This window comes from Pseudoxanthomonas sp. CCNWLY206-1 (genome assembly GCF_039710385.1).
In the GTDB taxonomy this organism is placed as follows: domain Bacteria; phylum Pseudomonadota; class Gammaproteobacteria; order Xanthomonadales; family Xanthomonadaceae; genus Pseudoxanthomonas_A.
In genome coordinates this window covers 312,372-330,568 of record NZ_JBDKXI010000001.1, presented here as the reverse complement: position 1 = coordinate 330,568, position 18,197 = coordinate 312,372, and the positions used below count along the sequence as shown (strand labels likewise).

18 protein-coding genes, 1 other RNA gene and 1 pseudogene are annotated in these 18,197 nt (G+C 61.4%); 11 read left to right on the top strand and 9 right to left on the bottom strand.

The features are described 5' to 3' along the window. Nucleotides 1-173 precede the first annotated feature (173 nt). Entirely contained in the window at nt 174-1,652 is a 1,479-nt protein-coding gene (locus tag AADW18_RS01390; RefSeq protein ID WP_337341554.1) for an ectonucleotide pyrophosphatase/phosphodiesterase, read from the bottom strand. 188 nt (nt 1,653-1,840) lie between these two features. Between AADW18_RS01390 and AADW18_RS01385 the strand changes: the two genes are divergently transcribed. Further along, nucleotides 1,841-3,022 carry an MFS transporter gene (locus tag AADW18_RS01385; protein ID WP_337342096.1) on the top strand — a complete coding sequence of 394 codons (1,182 nt, stop codon included), beginning with the start codon at nt 1,841-1,843 and terminating at the stop codon, nt 3,020-3,022. A 410-nt stretch (nt 3,023-3,432) separates the two neighbouring features. Here the strand turns inward: AADW18_RS01385 and AADW18_RS01380 are convergent, their stop codons facing one another. The 6 genes from AADW18_RS01380 to AADW18_RS01355 all read right to left on the bottom strand — a co-directional run bounded on the left by AADW18_RS01380 (nt 3,433) and on the right by AADW18_RS01355 (nt 8,144). Beyond that, on the bottom strand, nt 3,433-4,146 hold the full coding sequence (locus AADW18_RS01380; RefSeq protein WP_337341553.1) for an alpha/beta fold hydrolase: 714 nt from the start codon (nt 4,144-4,146) through the stop codon (nt 3,433-3,435). A gap of 33 nt (nt 4,147-4,179) precedes the next feature. Beyond that, nucleotides 4,180-4,869, bottom strand: coding sequence for a DUF2058 family protein (locus AADW18_RS01375; protein WP_337341552.1), 690 nt, complete (start codon nt 4,867-4,869; stop codon nt 4,180-4,182). A 69-nt stretch (nt 4,870-4,938) separates the two neighbouring features. Further along, on the bottom strand, nt 4,939-5,202 hold the full coding sequence (locus AADW18_RS01370) for a SlyX family protein (protein ID WP_337341551.1): 264 nt from the start codon (nt 5,200-5,202) through the stop codon (nt 4,939-4,941). Further along, nucleotides 5,192-6,544, bottom strand: a complete 1,353-nt coding sequence (locus AADW18_RS01365; RefSeq protein ID WP_337341550.1) for a UDP-glucose/GDP-mannose dehydrogenase family protein — start codon at nt 6,542-6,544, stop codon at nt 5,192-5,194. The genes AADW18_RS01370 and AADW18_RS01365 overlap by 11 nt, the downstream gene beginning before the upstream one ends. 23 nt (nt 6,545-6,567) lie before the next feature. Continuing rightward, nucleotides 6,568-7,500 carry an FKBP-type peptidyl-prolyl cis-trans isomerase gene (locus AADW18_RS01360; RefSeq protein ID WP_337341549.1) on the bottom strand — a complete coding sequence of 311 codons (933 nt, stop codon included), beginning with the start codon at nt 7,498-7,500 and terminating at the stop codon, nt 6,568-6,570. A gap of 80 nt (nt 7,501-7,580) precedes the next feature. Beyond that, a complete protein-coding gene (locus tag AADW18_RS01355) occupies nt 7,581-8,144 on the bottom strand; it encodes a glutathione peroxidase (protein ID WP_337341548.1) in 564 nt (187 codons plus the stop codon). Between the two features lie 134 nt (nt 8,145-8,278). On the opposite strand from AADW18_RS01355, the gene AADW18_RS01350 reads away from it, so the two are divergent. From AADW18_RS01350 to AADW18_RS01325, 6 genes are all read left to right on the top strand, one after another. Then, nucleotides 8,279-8,539, top strand: a complete 261-nt coding sequence (locus AADW18_RS01350) for a hypothetical protein (protein ID WP_337341547.1) — start codon at nt 8,279-8,281, stop codon at nt 8,537-8,539. Nucleotides 8,540-8,542: 3 nt separating this feature from the next. Further along, a complete protein-coding gene (locus tag AADW18_RS01345) occupies nt 8,543-8,905 on the top strand; it encodes a GntR family transcriptional regulator (protein ID WP_337341546.1) in 363 nt (120 codons plus the stop codon). Continuing rightward, complete coding sequence (locus AADW18_RS01340; RefSeq protein WP_337341545.1) at nt 8,905-9,795, top strand: ABC transporter ATP-binding protein; 891 nt, start codon at nt 8,905-8,907, stop codon at nt 9,793-9,795. The genes AADW18_RS01345 and AADW18_RS01340 overlap by 1 nt, the downstream gene beginning before the upstream one ends. Continuing rightward, nucleotides 9,792-10,778, top strand: coding sequence for an ABC transporter permease (locus AADW18_RS01335; RefSeq protein WP_337341544.1), 987 nt, complete (start codon nt 9,792-9,794; stop codon nt 10,776-10,778). Before AADW18_RS01340 ends, AADW18_RS01335 begins: the two co-directional genes overlap by 4 nt. Before the next feature lie 100 nt (nt 10,779-10,878). Continuing rightward, entirely contained in the window at nt 10,879-11,703 is an 825-nt protein-coding gene (locus tag AADW18_RS01330; protein ID WP_337341543.1) for a DUF2807 domain-containing protein, read from the top strand. 22 nt (nt 11,704-11,725) lie between these two features. After that, nucleotides 11,726-12,256: a hypothetical protein gene (locus AADW18_RS01325; protein WP_337341542.1), complete on the top strand. Its 531-nt coding sequence runs from the start codon at nt 11,726-11,728 to the stop codon at nt 12,254-12,256. 191 nt (nt 12,257-12,447) lie between these two features. On the opposite strand, the gene AADW18_RS01320 is transcribed toward AADW18_RS01325, so the two are convergent. Further along, nucleotides 12,448-13,884, bottom strand: a complete 1,437-nt coding sequence (locus AADW18_RS01320) for a class II fumarate hydratase (RefSeq protein WP_337341541.1) — start codon at nt 13,882-13,884, stop codon at nt 12,448-12,450. A gap of 58 nt (nt 13,885-13,942) precedes the next feature. Further along, a non-coding RNA gene (locus tag AADW18_RS01315) (sX9 sRNA) lies at nt 13,943-14,020 on the bottom strand. A 142-nt stretch (nt 14,021-14,162) separates the two neighbouring features. On the opposite strand from AADW18_RS01315, the gene purB reads away from it, so the two are divergent. The 4 genes and pseudogenes from purB to AADW18_RS01295 form a co-directional block, all read left to right on the top strand. Beyond that, a complete protein-coding gene (purB, locus tag AADW18_RS01310) occupies nt 14,163-15,530 on the top strand; it encodes an adenylosuccinate lyase (protein ID WP_337341540.1) in 1,368 nt (455 codons plus the stop codon). 82 nt (nt 15,531-15,612) lie between these two features. Then, entirely contained in the window at nt 15,613-16,011 is a 399-nt protein-coding gene (locus AADW18_RS01305; protein WP_337341539.1) for a VOC family protein, read from the top strand. 27 nt (nt 16,012-16,038) lie between these two features. Beyond that, nucleotides 16,039-16,965 carry a subclass B3 metallo-beta-lactamase gene (gene bla / locus AADW18_RS01300; protein WP_337341538.1) on the top strand — a complete coding sequence of 309 codons (927 nt, stop codon included), beginning with the start codon at nt 16,039-16,041 and terminating at the stop codon, nt 16,963-16,965. After that, nucleotides 16,962-18,196: pseudogene (locus AADW18_RS01295) on the top strand (cupin domain-containing protein); the annotation flags it as partial. The gene bla and the pseudogene AADW18_RS01295, both read left to right, overlap by 4 nt. Between the last annotated feature and the right edge of the window lies 1 nt (nt 18,197).

Sequence of the window (18,197 nt, the reverse complement as noted above, 5' to 3'; positions counted from 1 at the left end):
GCGGGATTCCTTAAGGCTAGCCTTCGGCAAGCAGGCAGCTGCCCGCCATTGGCGATGTGGAAGTGGAAAGCGGCGCCGAACGGCACCGCCCAAACCGGAAGCGATGACGATGGTGTGTTGCAGGCGTGACAGCGCGATGGCTGGGAACTTACGTTTCAAAGACAGCAGGCATTTCAGGGCAGTAGTGATCGACCTTCCGCTTCCGGCAAGGTCGCGCCCATCACGTGCGCCAAGGTGGGCGCGATGTCGCGCATGTCGATCTTGCCGAGTGCGCGTTTGGGCACGCCTTTGCCTGCAACCACAAAGACAGCGTCCATGTCTGGCAAGTCTGGCGAATAGCCATGCATGCCCCGGTAAGTGCTGTCGGCGAGCATCGGCGCCTTGGGATCGCGCCCGATCTGGTAGCCCGTCTTGAACAGCACCATATAGTCGGCGCGTGCGCCACCCCGCTTTTCTATTCCCTGCGCATCCAGTATTTCGGCAATACCGTTATCCGGGTTGGCGGCGATGCTTTGAAGCAACTCGACCACTTGCTGGCGCACCGCAGCGTCCTGCGGATTACGCAGCACGACCGCGGCACTACCGGCCGAAGGCCATATTGCCGCTTTCCAATCGGTTACTTGTGCCTTGGCGTCGACGCTTATCATCCCCGCCTGGATAAAGGCGCCGAACAGGTTGACGTCCTTCTTCAAAGGCGAAAATCCATGATCCGACACCAGTGCCACCACCGTGTCCGCGTCGGTGCGGCGCAGGGCACCGATCAGATCGCCTACCGCACGATCCAGACGCAGCAGCGCATCACGCGCTTCCGTCGAACCAGCACCGTGGCGATGCTCCTCGTGATCAAGTCCGGCCAAGTAGACAGTCATGAATCCTGGCTTGCGGTGTTCGAACAAGCGCGCCGCAAAACGGACCCGGCGTTCGTCGCCTTCAACGCTTTCATCAATGCCGTCCGGGTAGGCGCCCAGTTCGGCTTCCAGCATCGGCAACAGACCCGGCGTGGCCAACGCAGCCAACAACTTGCGATCATCTGCGGTGCCGGTACGCCAGATCTGCGGCAGGTTGGCGTCCACCGGGGCGCCCACGCTGACCGGCCAATGAACATTGGCGGTGGTCCGCCCCGTGAGTTTTGCCGCTTGCCACAACGTACCGACTTTGAAATCGGAGGCATACCAGTACCAGCCCACCTGGTTCTTGAATTCCGGATCGAACGTCAGATTGCTGCCAATGCCATGCCTGGCCGGGGAAACTCCGGTGATGAGCGTGGCGTGACTCGGGTAGGTAAGCGTCGGTAACACACCACGGACCCGGCGCGCGTGGCTGCCTTCGCGGACGAGCGCCTGCAAGTTCGGCAATGCCATCGCGTCCTTACCTTCGGCGTACAGATCGTCCGGTCGAAGGCCATCGATGGAGATCAGAACCAGCGGCGCCGCCGAAACGCCGAATGCGGAGGCACCAAGCAACAAAGCGGTCAATGCCCCGATCAACCAATTCCGCGCCATGTCGTTCACTGCCTGATCGCCACCGGTTGTGGCCGTTGCATTGAAGGCGATGGCGATGAAAGGCGTATGACACTCATCGCGGATGCATGCCGCTCCGGCGTAAGATGGCGACTGCTGACCATCGCTTTCCTCGATCACATCCGAGCCCATCGACCGTCAACCCGGAATGGAACCCCTCGCCCTTCTCGCCGACAGCGCCGACGCCGGATCTATTCCATGCCTATTGTCCCTAGCCGAGGACGATCATCGCGACAGCGGCTTCAGCGCAGCGAATGCCTGAATCTGCCGGCCAAAGGACCGTTTTGAAGACCGATCCCACATCGCCATCAGCCGAATCCATGGTCGGCGCCGCGCCGATACCGATGGTTCGGCTGGCCAGCTTCTATCTCGCCTACTACGCGGTGCTGGGCGCCTTTACGCCGTATTGGAGCCTGTACCTGCAGTCGCGCGGCATGACCGTTGCGGCGATCAGCGTACTGATGAGCTTGTGGTACGCCACCCGCATTCTCGCGCCCAGTATCTGGACGACGCTGGCGGCGCGCTCACCCCGGCCGATCCGTTGGCTGCGTGGTGGCTGCTTGCTGTCCGTGGTCTTCTTCTCCGCTTTCCTGTTGCGGCTGGATTTCACGGGTTTGTTCATCGTGATGTGCGTGTTCTGCTTCACGTACAACGCGGTGATGCCGCAGTTCGAGGCGATCACCATGTCGCACCTGGACAAGCGCAGCGACCGCTATGGGCACATTCGCGTTTGGGGTTCCATCGGCTTCATCACCGTGGTCGCGCTGTACGGTTGGCTGATCGAACGCCTGGGCGTGGCATGGCTGCCCTGGCTGATGTTGCCTCTGCTGGCAGGCCTGCTGGTTTCTTCCTACAGCAACCGCTACGCCCATCAGCCGGAAGAAACCAGCCAGGAAGGCCAAGAAGGGTTTCGTGCGCGGCTCAAGCGACCCCAGGTCATCGCCTTCTTCGCCGCCGCATTCCTGGCGCAGATTTCTTTCGGCCCTTACTACACGTTCTTCTCGATCTACTTGGCCGAACACGGTTATTCGGCATCGACGCTGGGATTGTTCTGGTCGGTGGGTGTACTGGCGGAAATCGGCGTGTTCTTCCTATCCAGCCGAATTTTCCTGCGCTGGGACGCGGGTAAGGTGATGGCCATTGCGATGCTCAGCGCGGCATTGCGCTGGTGGATCACCGGGCTGTGGCCGGATAGCGTACCGGTGATGATATTTGCGCAGCTGACTCATGCCTTGAACTTTGGCGCATTTTTCGCTTCCGCCATGCAGTTGCTGGTGCGCTTCTTCCCTGGGCGAATGAACGGACATGGACAAGGCGTTTTCTATGGTCTTTCCGGCGTGGGCGGCGTTGCCGGCGCACTCATCGCAGGCCAGTTGTGGCGCCTGGGCGGCGATACCGCCTTCCTCGTCGCTGGTGGTTTCGCTTTGGTAGGAGCCGTCATCGCATGGCATTGGCTGGTGCGGCCCCATCAGGCAGCGGTCCACTCTGCCGGAAATGCGTGAGCGGCCTCTTGTAGAGCCGAGCTTGTTCGGCCGCTCTTCGATCCGCTCGCATCAAGCAAAGAGCAGCGGAGCAAGCTCCGCTCTACGATCTTGTAGAGCCGAGCTCGCTCGGCTGCTCTTCGATCCGCTCGCATCAGGCAAAGAGCAGCGGAGCAAGCTCCGCTCTACGATCTTGTAGAGCCGAGCTTGTTCGGCCGCGCTTCGATCCGCTCGCATCAGGCAAAGAGCAGCGGAGCAAGCTCCGCCCTACGATCTTCTAGAGCCGAGCTCGCTCGGCTGCTCTTCGATTCTCTCGCATCAAGCAAAGAGCAGCGGAGCAAGCTCCGCCCTACGATCTTGTAGAGCCGAGCTTGCTCGGCTGTTCTTCGACCCACCCGCAAAAAGCAGCGGAGCAAGCTCCGCTCTACGCGTTACGAGTAGCGTATTTTTTTTTTGGCAAATGAGCCATCGATAGATGGCGGATGCCGCGACAGGAAGGCACAGATGACGTCGGCCGAGGCTTCTGCGGCGAGTTGAAAAACGAAATGCGGTGCGTCCACGTACTCGCGTTCCGTCTTGGCGTACGTCTTGGCAACCCATTCACCCGCATGGCGGGAAACCAGCCGGTCTCGCGTTGCGGCCAGGTAAAGCAACGGAACGTCCAAACTGGCGAGTTCCGCACTCACGTCGCAGCGTAGTGCGGCCAGCACTCTTTCTTTCAACGTAATAAGCGGCACGTCGGCCAGAGTGTCTTGCAATTGTTTGGCCAAACCACCATCACGACCATCACCCATCAGCAGATGTTCAAGCAGAAAGCGTGGCGGCCGTAGTGCCGGCAGATAATCAATCAAGGCCGCCAGGCTTTTGCCGCCGCCCACAGGCGCGCAAGCGAATGAGGCTGCCAATACAAGGGCCTGAAGACCCGGCGGTCGTCGCGCTGCCAGCATGATCGCTAACGGTCCTGCGAATGACTCGGCGATCAGCACGAAGGGTCTGCCTTGCGGCAGACGCGGCATCAGCTTCTTCGCTAGATCGGCATAGCGGCAGTCATGGACGTCGTACGCCAGTATCGACGTCTCAAAACCGCGCTGGAGTTCTGACGCAAGGCGGCGGTAAAGCAGTCCGGTGCCATCAAGACCAGGCAATAGGCAGATCTCCGCCCGGCCGGACCTCATGGATCACCAAACCAGATCGTCGGGCACCTGGTATTGCGGATCGGAATACGGATCGTCTTCGGCAGGCGCGTTGGGGTCGACCTTCAGCGCGACGCTGGGCGCGAACACCGCCTCGGCTTCTGCGAGGACCGCTGCGGTGACCAGTAGATAGCGCCCGTTCTGCTGTACCACGCCGAGTTCGCCGGCATTGAGCGCTTTCAACTGTGCTTCGTTGACGTAGATGCGCTTGATCTTTCCGCCATAAGGAAAATGGCGCGCGATCTCGGCTTCCGGATCATTCAGCGCCTTGTCCTTCAGCAGAACATCCAGCGTCGCCTTGGCCTCGCGGCGCTTCCTGGCTTCTTCCTGCTTCAGGCGTTCGGCTTCGATGCGCTCGTCCTTTTCCCTTTGTGCGCGGATGGCGTACGCCTTGGCCAGGTCGATCTCCTCGCGGGTGCGCGCCGGCTTTCCGCCAGGCTTCTGCGAGTGATGCCGTTTGCCTGCACCACTGTCATTGCCGGGTTTGCGCGAATCGGGCCGATGGTCGGACCTGGGCTGCTGATTTCGTTCCGGCCGGCGATCTGAGGCGCGATCGGGCTTGCGCTCCGACCTTTGCTCCGGCTTCCGCTCCGGCTTTCGATCAGAATTGCGTTCGGGCTTGGGAACGGGCTTGAAGCCCAGACCTAGAAGTTGGTCGCGTAGAGAATCGCTCATTGCTTGCTTTCGTAAAGTGGAACCGGCGCGCGCGGCGGTGCTTAGGTGCTCCGGCGCGCCTCCAGCGTATCAATAATGCGGCGGCGGTGGTTCGTCCACCGGATCGGCGTACAGCTCAGTGCGGACCTTGCGCAGGTCCGACAACATATGCCGCAACAGTTCGGCGGTACGGCTACCCTCTGCGCGCGCGTCGGCCAAGGCTTCGCTCAGCTCGGCCAGCGCATGTTCCTGAAAAGCCAATCGCGTTTCCAGTTCCACCAGGCGCTGTTCCAGCACGCTGTCCAGCGGCGCGCCGTTCGATGGCGCGCTGTCCGATGGAAGATCACCCTGCATGGATGGAACGCCCTCGGCCGATGCCGTAGTAGGCCACGCCTGCCGCTTCTACTTCGGCGGGTTCGTAAAGGTTGCGGCCATCGAAAATCACCGCATCCTTCAACGTGGTCTGCAGGCGGCTGAAGTCCGGGCTGCGGAATTGCTTCCATTCGGTGACCACCACCAGCGCATCGGCGCCCTGCAACGCGGAGGCTTCCGAATCGCACAGCACCAGATCATCTCGCTCGCCGAAGATGCGTTGTGCCTCGTGCATCGCTTCGGGATCGTACGCACGCACCTTGGCGCCGGCTTCCCACAATTCCTTCAGCAGGCGGCGGCTGGACGCTTCACGCATGTCATCGGTATTCGGCTTGAAAGCCAGGCCCCACACCGCGAACGTCTTGCCGCGTATGCCTTCGTCTTCGCCGCGATCGAAATGGCGCTGGATCAGTTCGAACAAATGCCCCTTCTGCACGTCGTTGACCGCTTCCACCGCGTCCAGCAGGACCGGCTGGTAGCCGTGTTGCTGGGCAGTACGCGCCAAGGCTTGCACATCCTTGGGAAAGCAAGAGCCGCCGTAACCGGCACCGGGGTAGATGAAGTGCCAGCCGATGCGCGGGTCGGAGCCGATGCCCTGGCGCACGTGCTCGATGTCGGCGCCGACGCGTTCGGCGATATTGGCGATCTCGTTCATGAAACTGATCTTCGTCGCCAGCATGGCATTGGCGGCGTACTTGGTCAGTTCGGCTGAACGCACGTCCATCGCCACGATGCGTTCGTGGTTGCGGTTGAACGGCGCATACAGCCGCTTGAGTTTTTCGACCGCAGCAGAATCCCGCGCACCGATAACGATTCGGTCGGGGCGCATGCAGTCATTGACCGCATTGCCTTCTTTCAGGAACTCGGGGTTGGATACCACCTGGAACGCCACATCGGCGCCCCGCATCTTGAGCTCTTCAGCGATGGCCGCTTGCACCTTGTCGGCGGTACCGACCGGCACGGTGGATTTGTTCACCACCACGGCCGGCCGTTGGATGTGCTGGCCGATGGTGCGGGCGACCGCCAGCACATACTTCAAGTCCGCGCTGCCATCCTCGTCCGGCGGCGTACCGACGGCAATGAATACCACTTCGCCATGACCGATCGCCTGCGCGGCGTCGGTGGTGAAACGCAACCGGCCGGCCGCATGGTTGCTCACCACCATAGGTTTCAGACCGGGCTCGTAGATCGGTATGACGCCACGATTCAGACCGTCGACTTTGGCCGCATCGATATCTACACAAATGACCTCATGGCCCACTTCCGCCAGGCAGGTGCCTGTGACTAAACCGACATAACCTGTGCCAAAGATCGTTACCCGCATCGTGCGCTCCTATGGTTGTTGGATTACTGCAATATGCCCATCAATTCGACATCGAATGTCAGCGTCGCGTCGGGACCGATCACGCCGCCCGGTGCGCCATTGGGGCCGTACCCCAAGTCCGAAGGGATCCAGAACCGGTACTTGGCGCCCACTGGCATCAACGAAACGCCTTCGGTCCAGCCGGGGATGACCTGGTTCAAGCCAAACTCAGCGGGCTGTCCGCGATCGTAGGAGCTGTCGAACTTGGTGCCATTCAACAACGTGCCCACGTAATTGACGCGAACGCGGCTGTTAGGCATCGGGCGATCGCCATTGCCTTCGCGCAGCACCATGTACTGCAGGCCCGACGGCGTGGTGATCACACCCTTCTTGGTCTTGTTTTCAGCCAGGAACTTGGCGCCTTCGTCGCGATTGCGCTGCCCGGCCGCGCCTTGACGCTTGGTCAGGTAGGCCTTCATTTCTTCTTTTGCCTGCTCGGCCGTCAGCAACGGCGTACCGCCGGTGGTGGCCGTACGCAGCGCCTGCGCCAGCACCGTGGTGTCGATCTCATCCTTGAACGGCAACAGGGACGGGCCAACCACATAAGTCCCCAGGAACAGGCCGACCTTGCTCTTGTCGACGGCCGGTGGCTTGGCACCCGGCGGCATGCCGGGGATTTGAGTGCCTTCGGCAGCGGCCAGGTTCATGCGCAACGCCTGATCGGTCGCCTGTGCGTCGGCTTCGCTGATCAACGGCGGCTTGCCTTGGAAAGTGTTGTTAAGCGCGCGCTCGAACGCGGCAACGTCCAGGAAAGGACCGACCGGCTGCAACGAGGTACCCACATCCACGCCGATCGCGTAGCTCACTTTATCCCGCTCTGTCGTGAGCGCCGTCTTTTCCTGTGCTGACAAGTTGCCTCCCAATACCGAAACCGTGAATGCCACTAACGCGGCAGCGCCGCGAACCGACCGCTTCATCCTTTGCTCCTCAAAGAAAACCACCGTCAACGATGGCATGAAGCGTTATTGTCGCACGCGACGCTTCCATGCGGTCCCGATCATTTGGCCGGCTTTGTGCGCTTGAGCTCCTTTTCGATAGCGGCAAGCAGGACTGGATCATTGGGCTTGATCTTGCTGGAAAAGTTGGCGACAACGCGGCCGTCGCGGGAGATCAGGTACTTATGGAAATTCCAGCCGGGAGACACGCCGGTTGCCTGCGACAGTGAACGGTACAACGGCGTCGTCTGATCGCCCTTCACATGGACTTTTTCGAACATCGGAAATTTCACTCCGTAGGTCAGCGTGCAGAATTCCTTGATTTCTTCTTCGCTGCCCGGTTCCTGGCCCATGAAGTCGTTCGAAGGAAAGCCCAGCACCGAAAAGCCCTTGCCGGCGTACTCGCGTTGCAACGCTTCCAGACCCTCGTACTGAGGCGTGAACCCGCATTTGCTGGCCGTATTCACGACCAACAGCACCTGCCCGCCATAGCTTTCCTTCAGGTTCACGGGGGCTTTTCCGGCCAGGGGACGGTAGCTGACGTCCAGCAATCCCGCCGCGAACGCCGTTGCCGTTACGGCGAAGACGGCGGACAAACTCAACATTTTCAACAAGTTGGATCGCATATCGGAATTCCGGACAGGGGTTGAACCAAGTATGCCTTTAGTTGGGTGACAAAACCCGCGGCGGTAGTTGACGGCGCGTGTTTCGGTGTTATAGTTACATACAACACCACTCACCCAGTAAAGGGGGGTACGCGATGAACCAGAAATGCTCCAACTCTCTCTCCAGCCTGACCGCCGGCGGCACATTGCTACTGGTAGGACTGCTGTCCAGCGGCTCCAGCGCCCGGCTACCCACGGTTCTTAGCGCCGCCCCATTAGTAGTAGAGGCCATCGAAGCCGAAACCCTGCAAGCAGCCGAAGAAGCCGCCGGCAAGCGTTCGCACAAACGCCGTTCGCGCGCTTCGCTGTCGATGCCCTACTTCTCCTTTGCGCAGTCGCTGCGTCCCCGGGGCTAAGCCATGACCTCTATCCAGTGGAGCGATGGCGCTCCGATCTACCGCCAGCTGAAGGATCGCGTTATCGCGATGATGCTGGACGGGTTGTTGAAGCCGGGTGATGCACTGCCCTCGGTGCGCCAGGTGGCGGCCGAGTACCAGTTGAATCCGATCACCGTCTCGCGCGCCTACCAGGAGCTGGCTGACGAAGCCCTGGTCGAGAAGCGCCGGGGCCTGGGCATGTTCGTCACCGAAGAGGCGTCCAAGAAACTCCTCCGCAGCGAGCGCGAGCGCTTCCTGCACGACGAATGGCCGGCCGTGGCCGAGCGCATTGAGCGCCTGGGCCTGTCGATGGAAGAATTGCTGCAATCCAAGGGGAACAAATGATGAGCGCTGCAGCTTTTGACGGAATGACCTCCGAAACCGTGGTTTCCGGCCACGGACTGCGCAAGGCTTATAGAAGCAAACTTGCGCTCAACGACACCAGCTTCGATATCGAAGCCGGCAAGATCATCGGTCTGATAGGTCCGAACGGTGCCGGAAAGACCACGGCATTGAAGGCGATCCTGGGGTTGATTCCCTTCGACGGCCATCTGACGGTACTGGGCCTGGATCCGCGCAAGGACCGGGACGAACTGATGAACGATGTCTGCTTCATCGCCGACGTGGCCGTGTTGCCGCGCTGGATGCGGGTGAAGGAAGCCATCGACTTCGTAGCCGGCGTGCACCCGCGCTTCGATCGCGCCAAATGCGAGCGATTCATCGCCAACACCCAGCTCAAACCCAATCTGCGCGTACGTGAGATGTCCAAGGGCATGATCGTGCAGCTGCATCTGGCACTGGTTATGGCCATCGACGCCAAGCTGCTGGTGCTGGACGAACCCACGCTGGGCCTGGACATCCTGTACCGCAAGCAGTTCTACCAGCGCCTGCTGGAAGACTACTTCGATGAGCAGAAAACCATCATCGTCACCACCCACCAGGTGGAGGAAATCGAGCACATCCTGACCGACGTCATGTTTATCCGTGACGGCCGAATCGTGTTGACTTCCCCGATGGAGGACGTGGCCGAACGCTATACGGAAGTGCTGACCTCGGCCGAAAAAGCCGGCGAGGCACGCGCACTGAAGCCCATCGACGAACGCGCCCTGCCCTTCGGCAAGACCGTGTTGCTGTTCGACGGCGTACCCAAGGAACAACTCGAAGCCCTGGGCGAAATCCGTACCCCCGGCCTGGCCGACCTGTTCGTGGCCATCATGAAAGGAACCTACGCATGAACGCCGTCACCACCCATAAAGTCAACACGTTCAAGTGGCTGTTGAAGCGCGAGTTCTGGGAAAACCGCGGTGGTTTCTTGTGGGCACCGTTGATCACCGGCGCCATCTTCTCTTTCCTGTATGTACTGATGGCGATCATCGGCAGCATCGCCGGGCGCAAGTCCATGGGCGAAAACGGATTCGTGATCAACGGAACCTCCGAGGAGATCGCCAAGTCCGTGGGCGCGTTCGGTGACGGCGTACTGCTGGCAGGCGTGCTGCTGGCCTGCGTGGTACTGGCGTTCGTGGTGTTCTTCTATGCCCTCGGCTCGCTCTACGATGACCGCCGCGACCGCAGCGTGCTGTTCTGGAAATCACTGCCGGTATCCGACGCCAAGATGGTCCTCTCAAAGACAGTCTGGGCACTCGTGCTGGCGCCTATTGCCGCGGTGGCGATCGGGATCGTGATCGGACTGGTGTTGTGGATCGTCTCCGCGCTTACCTTGACCGTGAATGGCCTGGGCGCAGGCACAGCGGTATTCACCCACTCGCATCCGCTGCGCATAATCGGCGGTGTATTGAGCTCGCTGCCGGTCTACATCATGTGGGCATTGCCGACGATCGGCTGGCTGATGCTCTGCTCGGCGTGGGCGCGCAGCAAGCCGTTTCTATGGGCCGTCCTGCTGCCGGTACTGGGAAGCGTGATCGCCAGCATGACCTCCGTCCTGCCAGGCTTCGATGTACGTCATGACCTGGTCTGGTACACGCTGGTTTATCGCGGTTTGCTAAGCGTGGTGCCAGGCACCTGGTATCCGAGAATCGGCGAGGGTCAGCCCGATTCGAATGTCGACATCGACACGCCCGACCAGCTGGCCAACGCTATCGACCTGACTACCAGCTGGCAGGCATTCGCGACGGTCGATCTGTGGATCGGAGTGGTGTTCGGCGTCGCCTGCCTGGTCGGTGCCATCTATCTGCGCCGCTGGCGCGAACTGGCGGACTGACCGCAAACCGGTGAAGCCGATCCATTCGGACGGCTTCACCGCAAAAACCCGCCACGGCTGAGCGTTACCGAAGCCACGTCATTGAAGCCGGAGTCCTTATATGCGCAAGTCGATTCTTTCTCTGCTGCTGTTGCTGCCGGTCGCGGCTTTCGCCGAGGATCAATGCAAGCTCTCGCAGCCGCGTAATCTTTCGTTGGACCTGAGTGGTGTCAAGGCGGTGGTGTTCGAGCTGGCTCAGCACGACTTGAAACTGGAGGCCAGCCCCGGCGCCAAGGGTGATATCCAGGGCACAGCCTGCGCTTCGCACGAAAAGAACCTGGCGCAGTTGCAGCTGACGCAGCAGCGGGTTGGCGACAAACTGATTGTCCGCGCGCATCGCGAAGGCCAATCCATCGGCCTTTTCTTTGGCGACAACTACGCCTATCTGAAATTGCGCGCGACGTTGCCGGACAATATCCCGGTGCAGCTGAAGGTGGGCTCCGGTGATGCCGACGTGTCTGGTGTATCGGTATTCAGCGCCGATGTCGGTTCCGGCGATGTCATCGCCAGACGCGTTCGTGGCCTCGCCGCCGCTTCGGTCGGCTCGGGCGACATCGAGCTCGATGATGTCGGTTCGCTGCATGTCATTTCCATCGGTTCCGGCGATGTCGCCGCCAGGAGAGTGCGTGGCGGCGTCAAGGTCGGCAGCATCGGCTCGGGTGATTTCGAGTTGGACGGCGCCCGCGGCCGGGTTGAGATTGGTTCCATTGGTTCCGGCGACGCGCAGGTTCGCGATATCGATGGCGACGTCGAGGTGGGTTCAATAGGTTCTGGCAACGCCAGCGTGCGCGATGTCCGTGGCAAGTTGACGCTACGCTCGAAGGGCAGCGGTTCCATCGATCATTCCGGCGTCACGGGCGAGACTGATCTGCCCAAGGACCGCTGAAGCCATTTTTCGGGGGAAATCCATGAAACACCGTCATACCTTGCTTGCCTCGATTGCATTGATCGCAGCGCTACTGGGCGGTTGCCAACCCACCACTACCGTCAATACCAACGATGGCCAGACGCTCAATATTCTCGGCAAAACACTGACCATTAGCGCCGAGGGACTGCCCAAGGCGGAGATCACCGCGGCCGGTGATTTCAGCATCGGTGGCAAGCCTGTGCAGGTCACCGATATTCAGCGCGCACTGCTGGCGGCCTATTACCAGGAACTCAATGGCATCGGCGCGGCGGGCATGGCCGCCGGCAAGGAAGGCGCAGCGTTGGCCGGCAAGGCGGTCGGCAGCGCCATCAAAGGCGTGTTCACCGGAACCCCCGAAAATATCGAGGCCCAAGTAGAAACGGCAGCCAAGAAAGTAGAAGCCGAGGCGATGAAGATCTGCGACCGCCTGGCCGGATTGCATACGGCCCAGGAAGCTCTGGTCGCGCAGTTGCCGGCATTCGCTCCTTACAGTGGTTTGACGCTGGACGATGTGGCGGACTGCCGCAAGTAGATTCTTTCCCCACCGATCACGACATACGCGTCATAACAGTTGTAGTGTGCGCTGTGCGCACGGCCTAGGGAGCGGGAAGCTCAGGGCACTTCATCGCCTTTGAAGGTATAAACACGCGCTTCCTAACGGTTATCTGATCGTGCGCACAGCGCACGCTACATGAGAAGCGCCTCTCAGCAGCGGCAGACTGATCATCCTCCGCTGCCGCCAGCCTTGCCATGGATGCCGCCCTTGGCCAGCAACGCTGGATCCAGCAGCTCTTTAAGCGTCTTTTCCGGTAGACCGGTGACTTCTCGCGCGACATCCAATACGGCACGGCTCTCCTTGTAGGCCTGCTTGGCGATGGCCGCACCTTTTTCGTAGCCGATCACCGGGTTAAGTGCGGTGACCAGGATGGGATTGCGCTCCAGCGCTTCCTGGATGCGGTCCTGCCGCACTTTCAAGCCGGCAATCGATGAATCGGCCAGCAGGCGAGAGACATTGGATAGCAATTGAATGGAGTCCAGCAGATTGGCTGCAATCAGCGGCAACGCGACGTTCAACTGAAAATTGCCGGTCTGCCCGGCGATGGTGATCGCGGTGTGGTGACCCATCACCTGTGCGCACACCATCACCGTGGCTTCCGGAATCACCGGATTGACCTTCCCAGGCATGATCGAACTGCCCGGCTGCAACGCGGGTAGTTCGATTTCGCCCAACCCCGCGAGCGGCCCCGAGTTCATCCAGCGCAGATCGTTGGCGATCTTGGTCAACGCCACTGCCAATGCGCTTAGCTGACCCGATAGTTCCACCGCATCGTCCTGCGCGGCCAGCCCTTCGAATTTGTTGTCCGCGGTTTCGAAGCGCGCCCTGGTCCGCACTGACAGCGCCTTGGCAACATTGGCTCCGAAGCGCGGGTCAGCATTGATGCCCGTGCCAATCGCGGTGCCGCCCAACGGCAGCCGACGCAGCCGCTTCAGGCTGTCCTCCAGCCTGCCTTCGGCAGAATTCAACTGCGCCGACCAAGCCGAAAACTCCTGCGCGAACGTCAGCGGCATGGCATCCATCAGGTGCGTGCGGCCGGTCTTCACTACTTTGGCCAGGGCCTTGCCGCGCCGGTCAATGGTTTTGCGCAGGTGCCGAAGCGCCGGCAACAGATCCTCGACTACCGCCAGTTGCGCCGAGACGCGGATCGCCGTGGGCACCACGTCGTTGGAACTCTGCCCCAGGTTGACGTGATCGTTGGGATGCACGCCATTTCCACGCTTGCTGCCCGCCTTGCCCGTGCGCGATGCCAGTGTGGCGATCACCTCGTTTGCATTCATGTTCGACGAAGTACCGGACCCGGTTTGATAGATGTCGATGGGGAAATGAAGGTCGTGTCGTCCTTCGGCCACTTCGAGCGCAGCGGCTTGTATGGTTTTGGCGATGCCTTTCGGCAACAAGCCCAGATCGGCATTGACCTCGGCCGCCGCCGCCTTGATCAGGCCCAGGGCACGGATGAAGCCCCGCGGCATCGGCCTGCCGGAAATCGGAAAGTTCTGAACGGCGCGCTGGGTCTGCGCACCCCACAAAGCGTCGCGGGGCACACGCAATTCGCCCATGCTGTCGTGCTCTAGACGGGTTTCTTCTGTGGGGGTTTTGCTCATCACCGTCTCCAGGAGTAGGGATTGCGGCTGGCTCCGGCGTCCACTGAAGGTTCAGGGACACCAACCAAAACGTAGCGAGCGGTTGTCAGGCGGGTGTGGGCGGCGCGGAGGAACCGGAGTGTACGCAGCGGTACATGAGGATTCCGAGCACCGACCGCGCCCGGCTGGCAGACGCGCAGTAGTTTTGGGAGCTGGCTGAGAAGGACAGGATACGCCCGGGCGCCTTGTCGGCGTCTCGCGGTAAACTAGAACGCTCTTTTTCAGCTCGACGCCCCGCCATGTCGGATTTCTCCCTGCTCGCCCTGTCTCCGCTCGATGGCCGCTACGCCGGCAAGGTCGACGCACTGCGTCCCATCTTCTCCGAGTACGGGTTGATCAAGGCGCGGGTGAAGGTGGAGGTGGAGTGGCTGCTGGCGCTGGCCGCCGAACCAGGCATCGCCGAGCTTTCCCCGTTCTCCAGTGATGCAACGGCACGATTGCGCCAACTGGCCGACGGCTTCTCGGTCGCCCATGCCGCCCGCGTGAAGGAAATCGAACGCACCACCAATCACGACGTCAAGGCCGTCGAGTACTTCATCAAGGAACAGCTGAAGGATGACGCGGAGCTGGGGCCGGCACTGGAGTTCGTTCACTTCGCCTGCACCAGCGAGGACATCAACAACCTGAGCTACGGGCTGATGCTGGAAGAGGCGCGTCGCGAGGCGCTACTGCCGGCACTGGATGGCGTGACCGCCATCCTGCGGCAGCTGGCGCACGCCCAAGCCGGGCAGCCGATGCTGTCGCGCACCCACGGGCAGACCGCTTCGCCCACCACGCTGGGCAAGGAGATCGCCAACGTCGTCGCGCGACTGGAACGCCAGCGCCGGCAGATCGCGGCGGTGGAACTGACCGGCAAGATCAATGGCGCGGTCGGCAACTACAACGCCCACGTCGTCAGCTACCCGGACGTGGACTGGCCGGCGTTCGCGCAGCGTTTCGTCGAGAGCCTGGGACTCGTCTTCAACCCCTATACCACTCAGATCGAACCGCACGACAACGTGGCTGAGATCGGGGACGCCGCCCGCCGCGCCAACATCATCCTGATCGATCTGGCGCGCGATATCTGGGGCTATATCTCGCTGGGCTATTTCAAGCAGCGATTGAAAGAAGGCGAAGTCGGTTCCTCGACCATGCCGCACAAAGTCAACCCGATCGATTTCGAAAATGCGGAAGGCAATTTCGGCCTGGCCAACGCCTTGTTCGAACACTTCAGCGCCAAGCTTCCGATCAGCCGCTGGCAGCGCGACCTGACCGACTCGACAGTCTTGCGTGCCATCGGCACTGCGTTCGGCCATACCCAGGTCGCCCTGGACTCGCTGAGCAAGGGCCTGGGCAAGCTGACGGTAGCACCGGAACGGCTCAATGCCGACCTGGATGCCGCCTGGGAAGTGCTGGCCGAAGCCGTGCAGACGGTCATGCGCCGTCACGGCCTTCCCAATCCCTACGAGCAGCTGAAAGCACTAACCCGCGGCCAGGGCATCACCGCCGATTCGATGCGCGCCTTCATCGAATCGCTGGATTTGCCTGAGGACGCAAAACAGCGGTTGCGCGATCTGACGCCGGGCGGTTACATCGGTTTGGCGGAGAAGCTGGCGCGGGAAATTTAACGCCGTCCCACCGTTGACACTGCGGGATCACAAGCCAAAAACCCAGCAAGAGCAAAATACGAAGGTACGCCGACGGCCCACCATGCATCTGCTGATCAACATCGATGTACCCGACCTGCCTGCCGCCGAGTCTCTGTATCGTGCGGCGTTTGGGCTCAGCGTCGGCCGCCGGTTTGACGGGGACATGGTTGAACTGCTCGGCGCACAGGCGCCGATCTATCTACTGCGGAAACCGCTTGGCAGCATTGGCGCTGCATCATCGACGCGCGACTATCACCGCCACTGGACGCCGCTGCACTTGGACGTTGTAGTGGAACACTTGGAAACCGCATTGGCCGCCGCACTCACCGCCGGCATGGTGCAGGAAAGCGACATCCTCGGAGCCAACTGGGGCCGCATCGTGACGCTGGCCGACCCGTTCGGTCACGGCTGGTGCCTGGTTCAATTCGTCGGCCGCGGCTACGACGAAATATCGACATAAAGAAGTCACGACATAAAGGAAGCTCTCTTGCGATTCCAGACCCTCACGCTCTGCGTCATGCTGCCGCTATCCACCGCCGTGTTGGCGCAGCCCGCCGCTGAAAAAGCACCGGCAACGCCCGCAACGGCCTGCGCCGACGACGCGGGCTGGAACGATCCGGCCGTGCCGCGACGCGTCCATGGCAACACCTGGTATGTCGGCACCTGCGGCATCAGCGCGCTGCTGGTGACCTCGCCGCAGGGACACGTCCTCATCGACGGCGCCACCCCGCAAGCGGGCAAGCAGATCCTCGCCAACATCCGCACACTGGGCTTCAAGCCCGAAGACGTTCGCTACATCGTGTTTTCGCACGAGCACTTCGACCATGTCGGCGGCCTGGCCGAACTGCAACAAGCCACAGGCGCGCCGGTACTGGCGCGCAAACCTGCTGTCGCTACCATCAAACGCGGGGCCAGCGATCGCAACGATCCGCAACTCCTCGTCCTTGAGCCCTTCGCCGCAGTCGCCAACGTGCAGTCCATCGCCGATGATGAAGTGGTCAAGGTCGGCCCGCTCGCGCTGCAGGCAATCCCCACGCCGGGTCACACGCCAGGCGGTACCAGTTGGACATGGCGCTCGTGCGAAAAAGACGACTGCCGCCAGATCGTCTATGCCGACAGCCTCACTGCGATTTCCGACGACGAATACCGTTACAGCGACGACACCACGCATCCGGGCTACGTCGCCGCTTTCCGCCAAACACTCGCACGCGTGGCCGACCTGCCCTGCGACATCCTGGTCACCCCGCATCCGTCGGCCAGCCAGCTGTGGTCCCGCATCGGACCCGGCGCGAGCCAGCCACTGGTGAATACCGGAGCATGCAAGGCTTATAGCGAAACGGGCCGCAAACGGCTGGACGCACGCTTGGCCGAGGAAGCAACCGCTCCTGCCGGCAAAGCCAAGGCCGCGCCATGATCGAAATCGACGCGCGCAAGCATTTGCCGCTGGGCATGAAACCTGCCGATTTTCTGCGCGACTACTGGCAGAAAAAACCTCTGCTGATTCGCAACGCGTTTCCCGATTTTGTTTCGCCCATCGAACCCGAGGACCTGGCCGGCCTGGCCTGCGAGGAATTCGCACTGTCGCGCTTGGTCAACCATGATCGCCAGCGCGATGCCTGGACGGTGCGGACGGGTCCGTTCGCGGAGGAAGAATTCCCCGGCATGCCCGACCACGACTGGACCTTGCTGGTGCAGGACGTGGATAAATGGGATGCGGATGTGGGCGCGCTGTTGGGCGCGTTCGGTTTTCTGCCGCGCTGGCGAATGGACGATGTCATGATCAGCTTCGCCGCCACCGGTGGATCGGTGGGCGCTCACGTCGACCAATACGACGTATTCCTGCTGCAGGCCAAGGGCCAACGCCGCTGGCAGATAGATGCCCGCCCCAACCCACCTACCGAATTCCGCGACGACGTGGAATTGAAGCTGCTGCGCGAATTCACTCCGAGCCACGATTGGGTCCTGGAGCCCGGCGACATGCTGTATCTGCCGCCTGGCGTGCCGCATCACGGCGTGGCGCAGAATCCCTGCCTCACGTTCTCTTTCGGCATGCGTGCGCCTTCTTCGGCCGAACTGATCAGCGACTATCTGGACAACCTGGTCGCCGACGCTGACGAGTCACTGCGTTATCACGACGAAGATCTGACCCCACCCAAGGACCCCAACGAGATCGACGCCGAAGCCATGGCACGGGTGGTCCACGCACTCAATGCCTTGCGCATGGATGACCCGGACAAACTGGGCGACTGGTTCGGCCGTTTCATCACCACCTATCGCGCCGCCGGCGAAGTGGCACCGCCCGATGCCCTGCGTTCGCGCATCGAAGTGGAATGGGATCTTGAGCATGGTGCGGTGCTCCAGCGGCACCCGTTCTCGCGCATGGCCTGGCGGCGCCGGAAAGGAGGCGCGACGTTGTTCTGCAGCGGTCGGGAATTCCCATTGCCTCTCAAGGATGCGCAAGCGCTGGCCGCGAATGAGTCCCTGGATGCCGTGGTGTACGCGTCATTGTCGGAACGTGGCCGCGATGTTGCGTTCGAACTGCTGGCCCAGGGCCACTACCAACTACTGATGGAAGATGAAGGCTGATGAGCGCTTCCGGGTTCCGCGTCGAGCAGATTGACTACACGGCCGGGCTGGACGATTTGC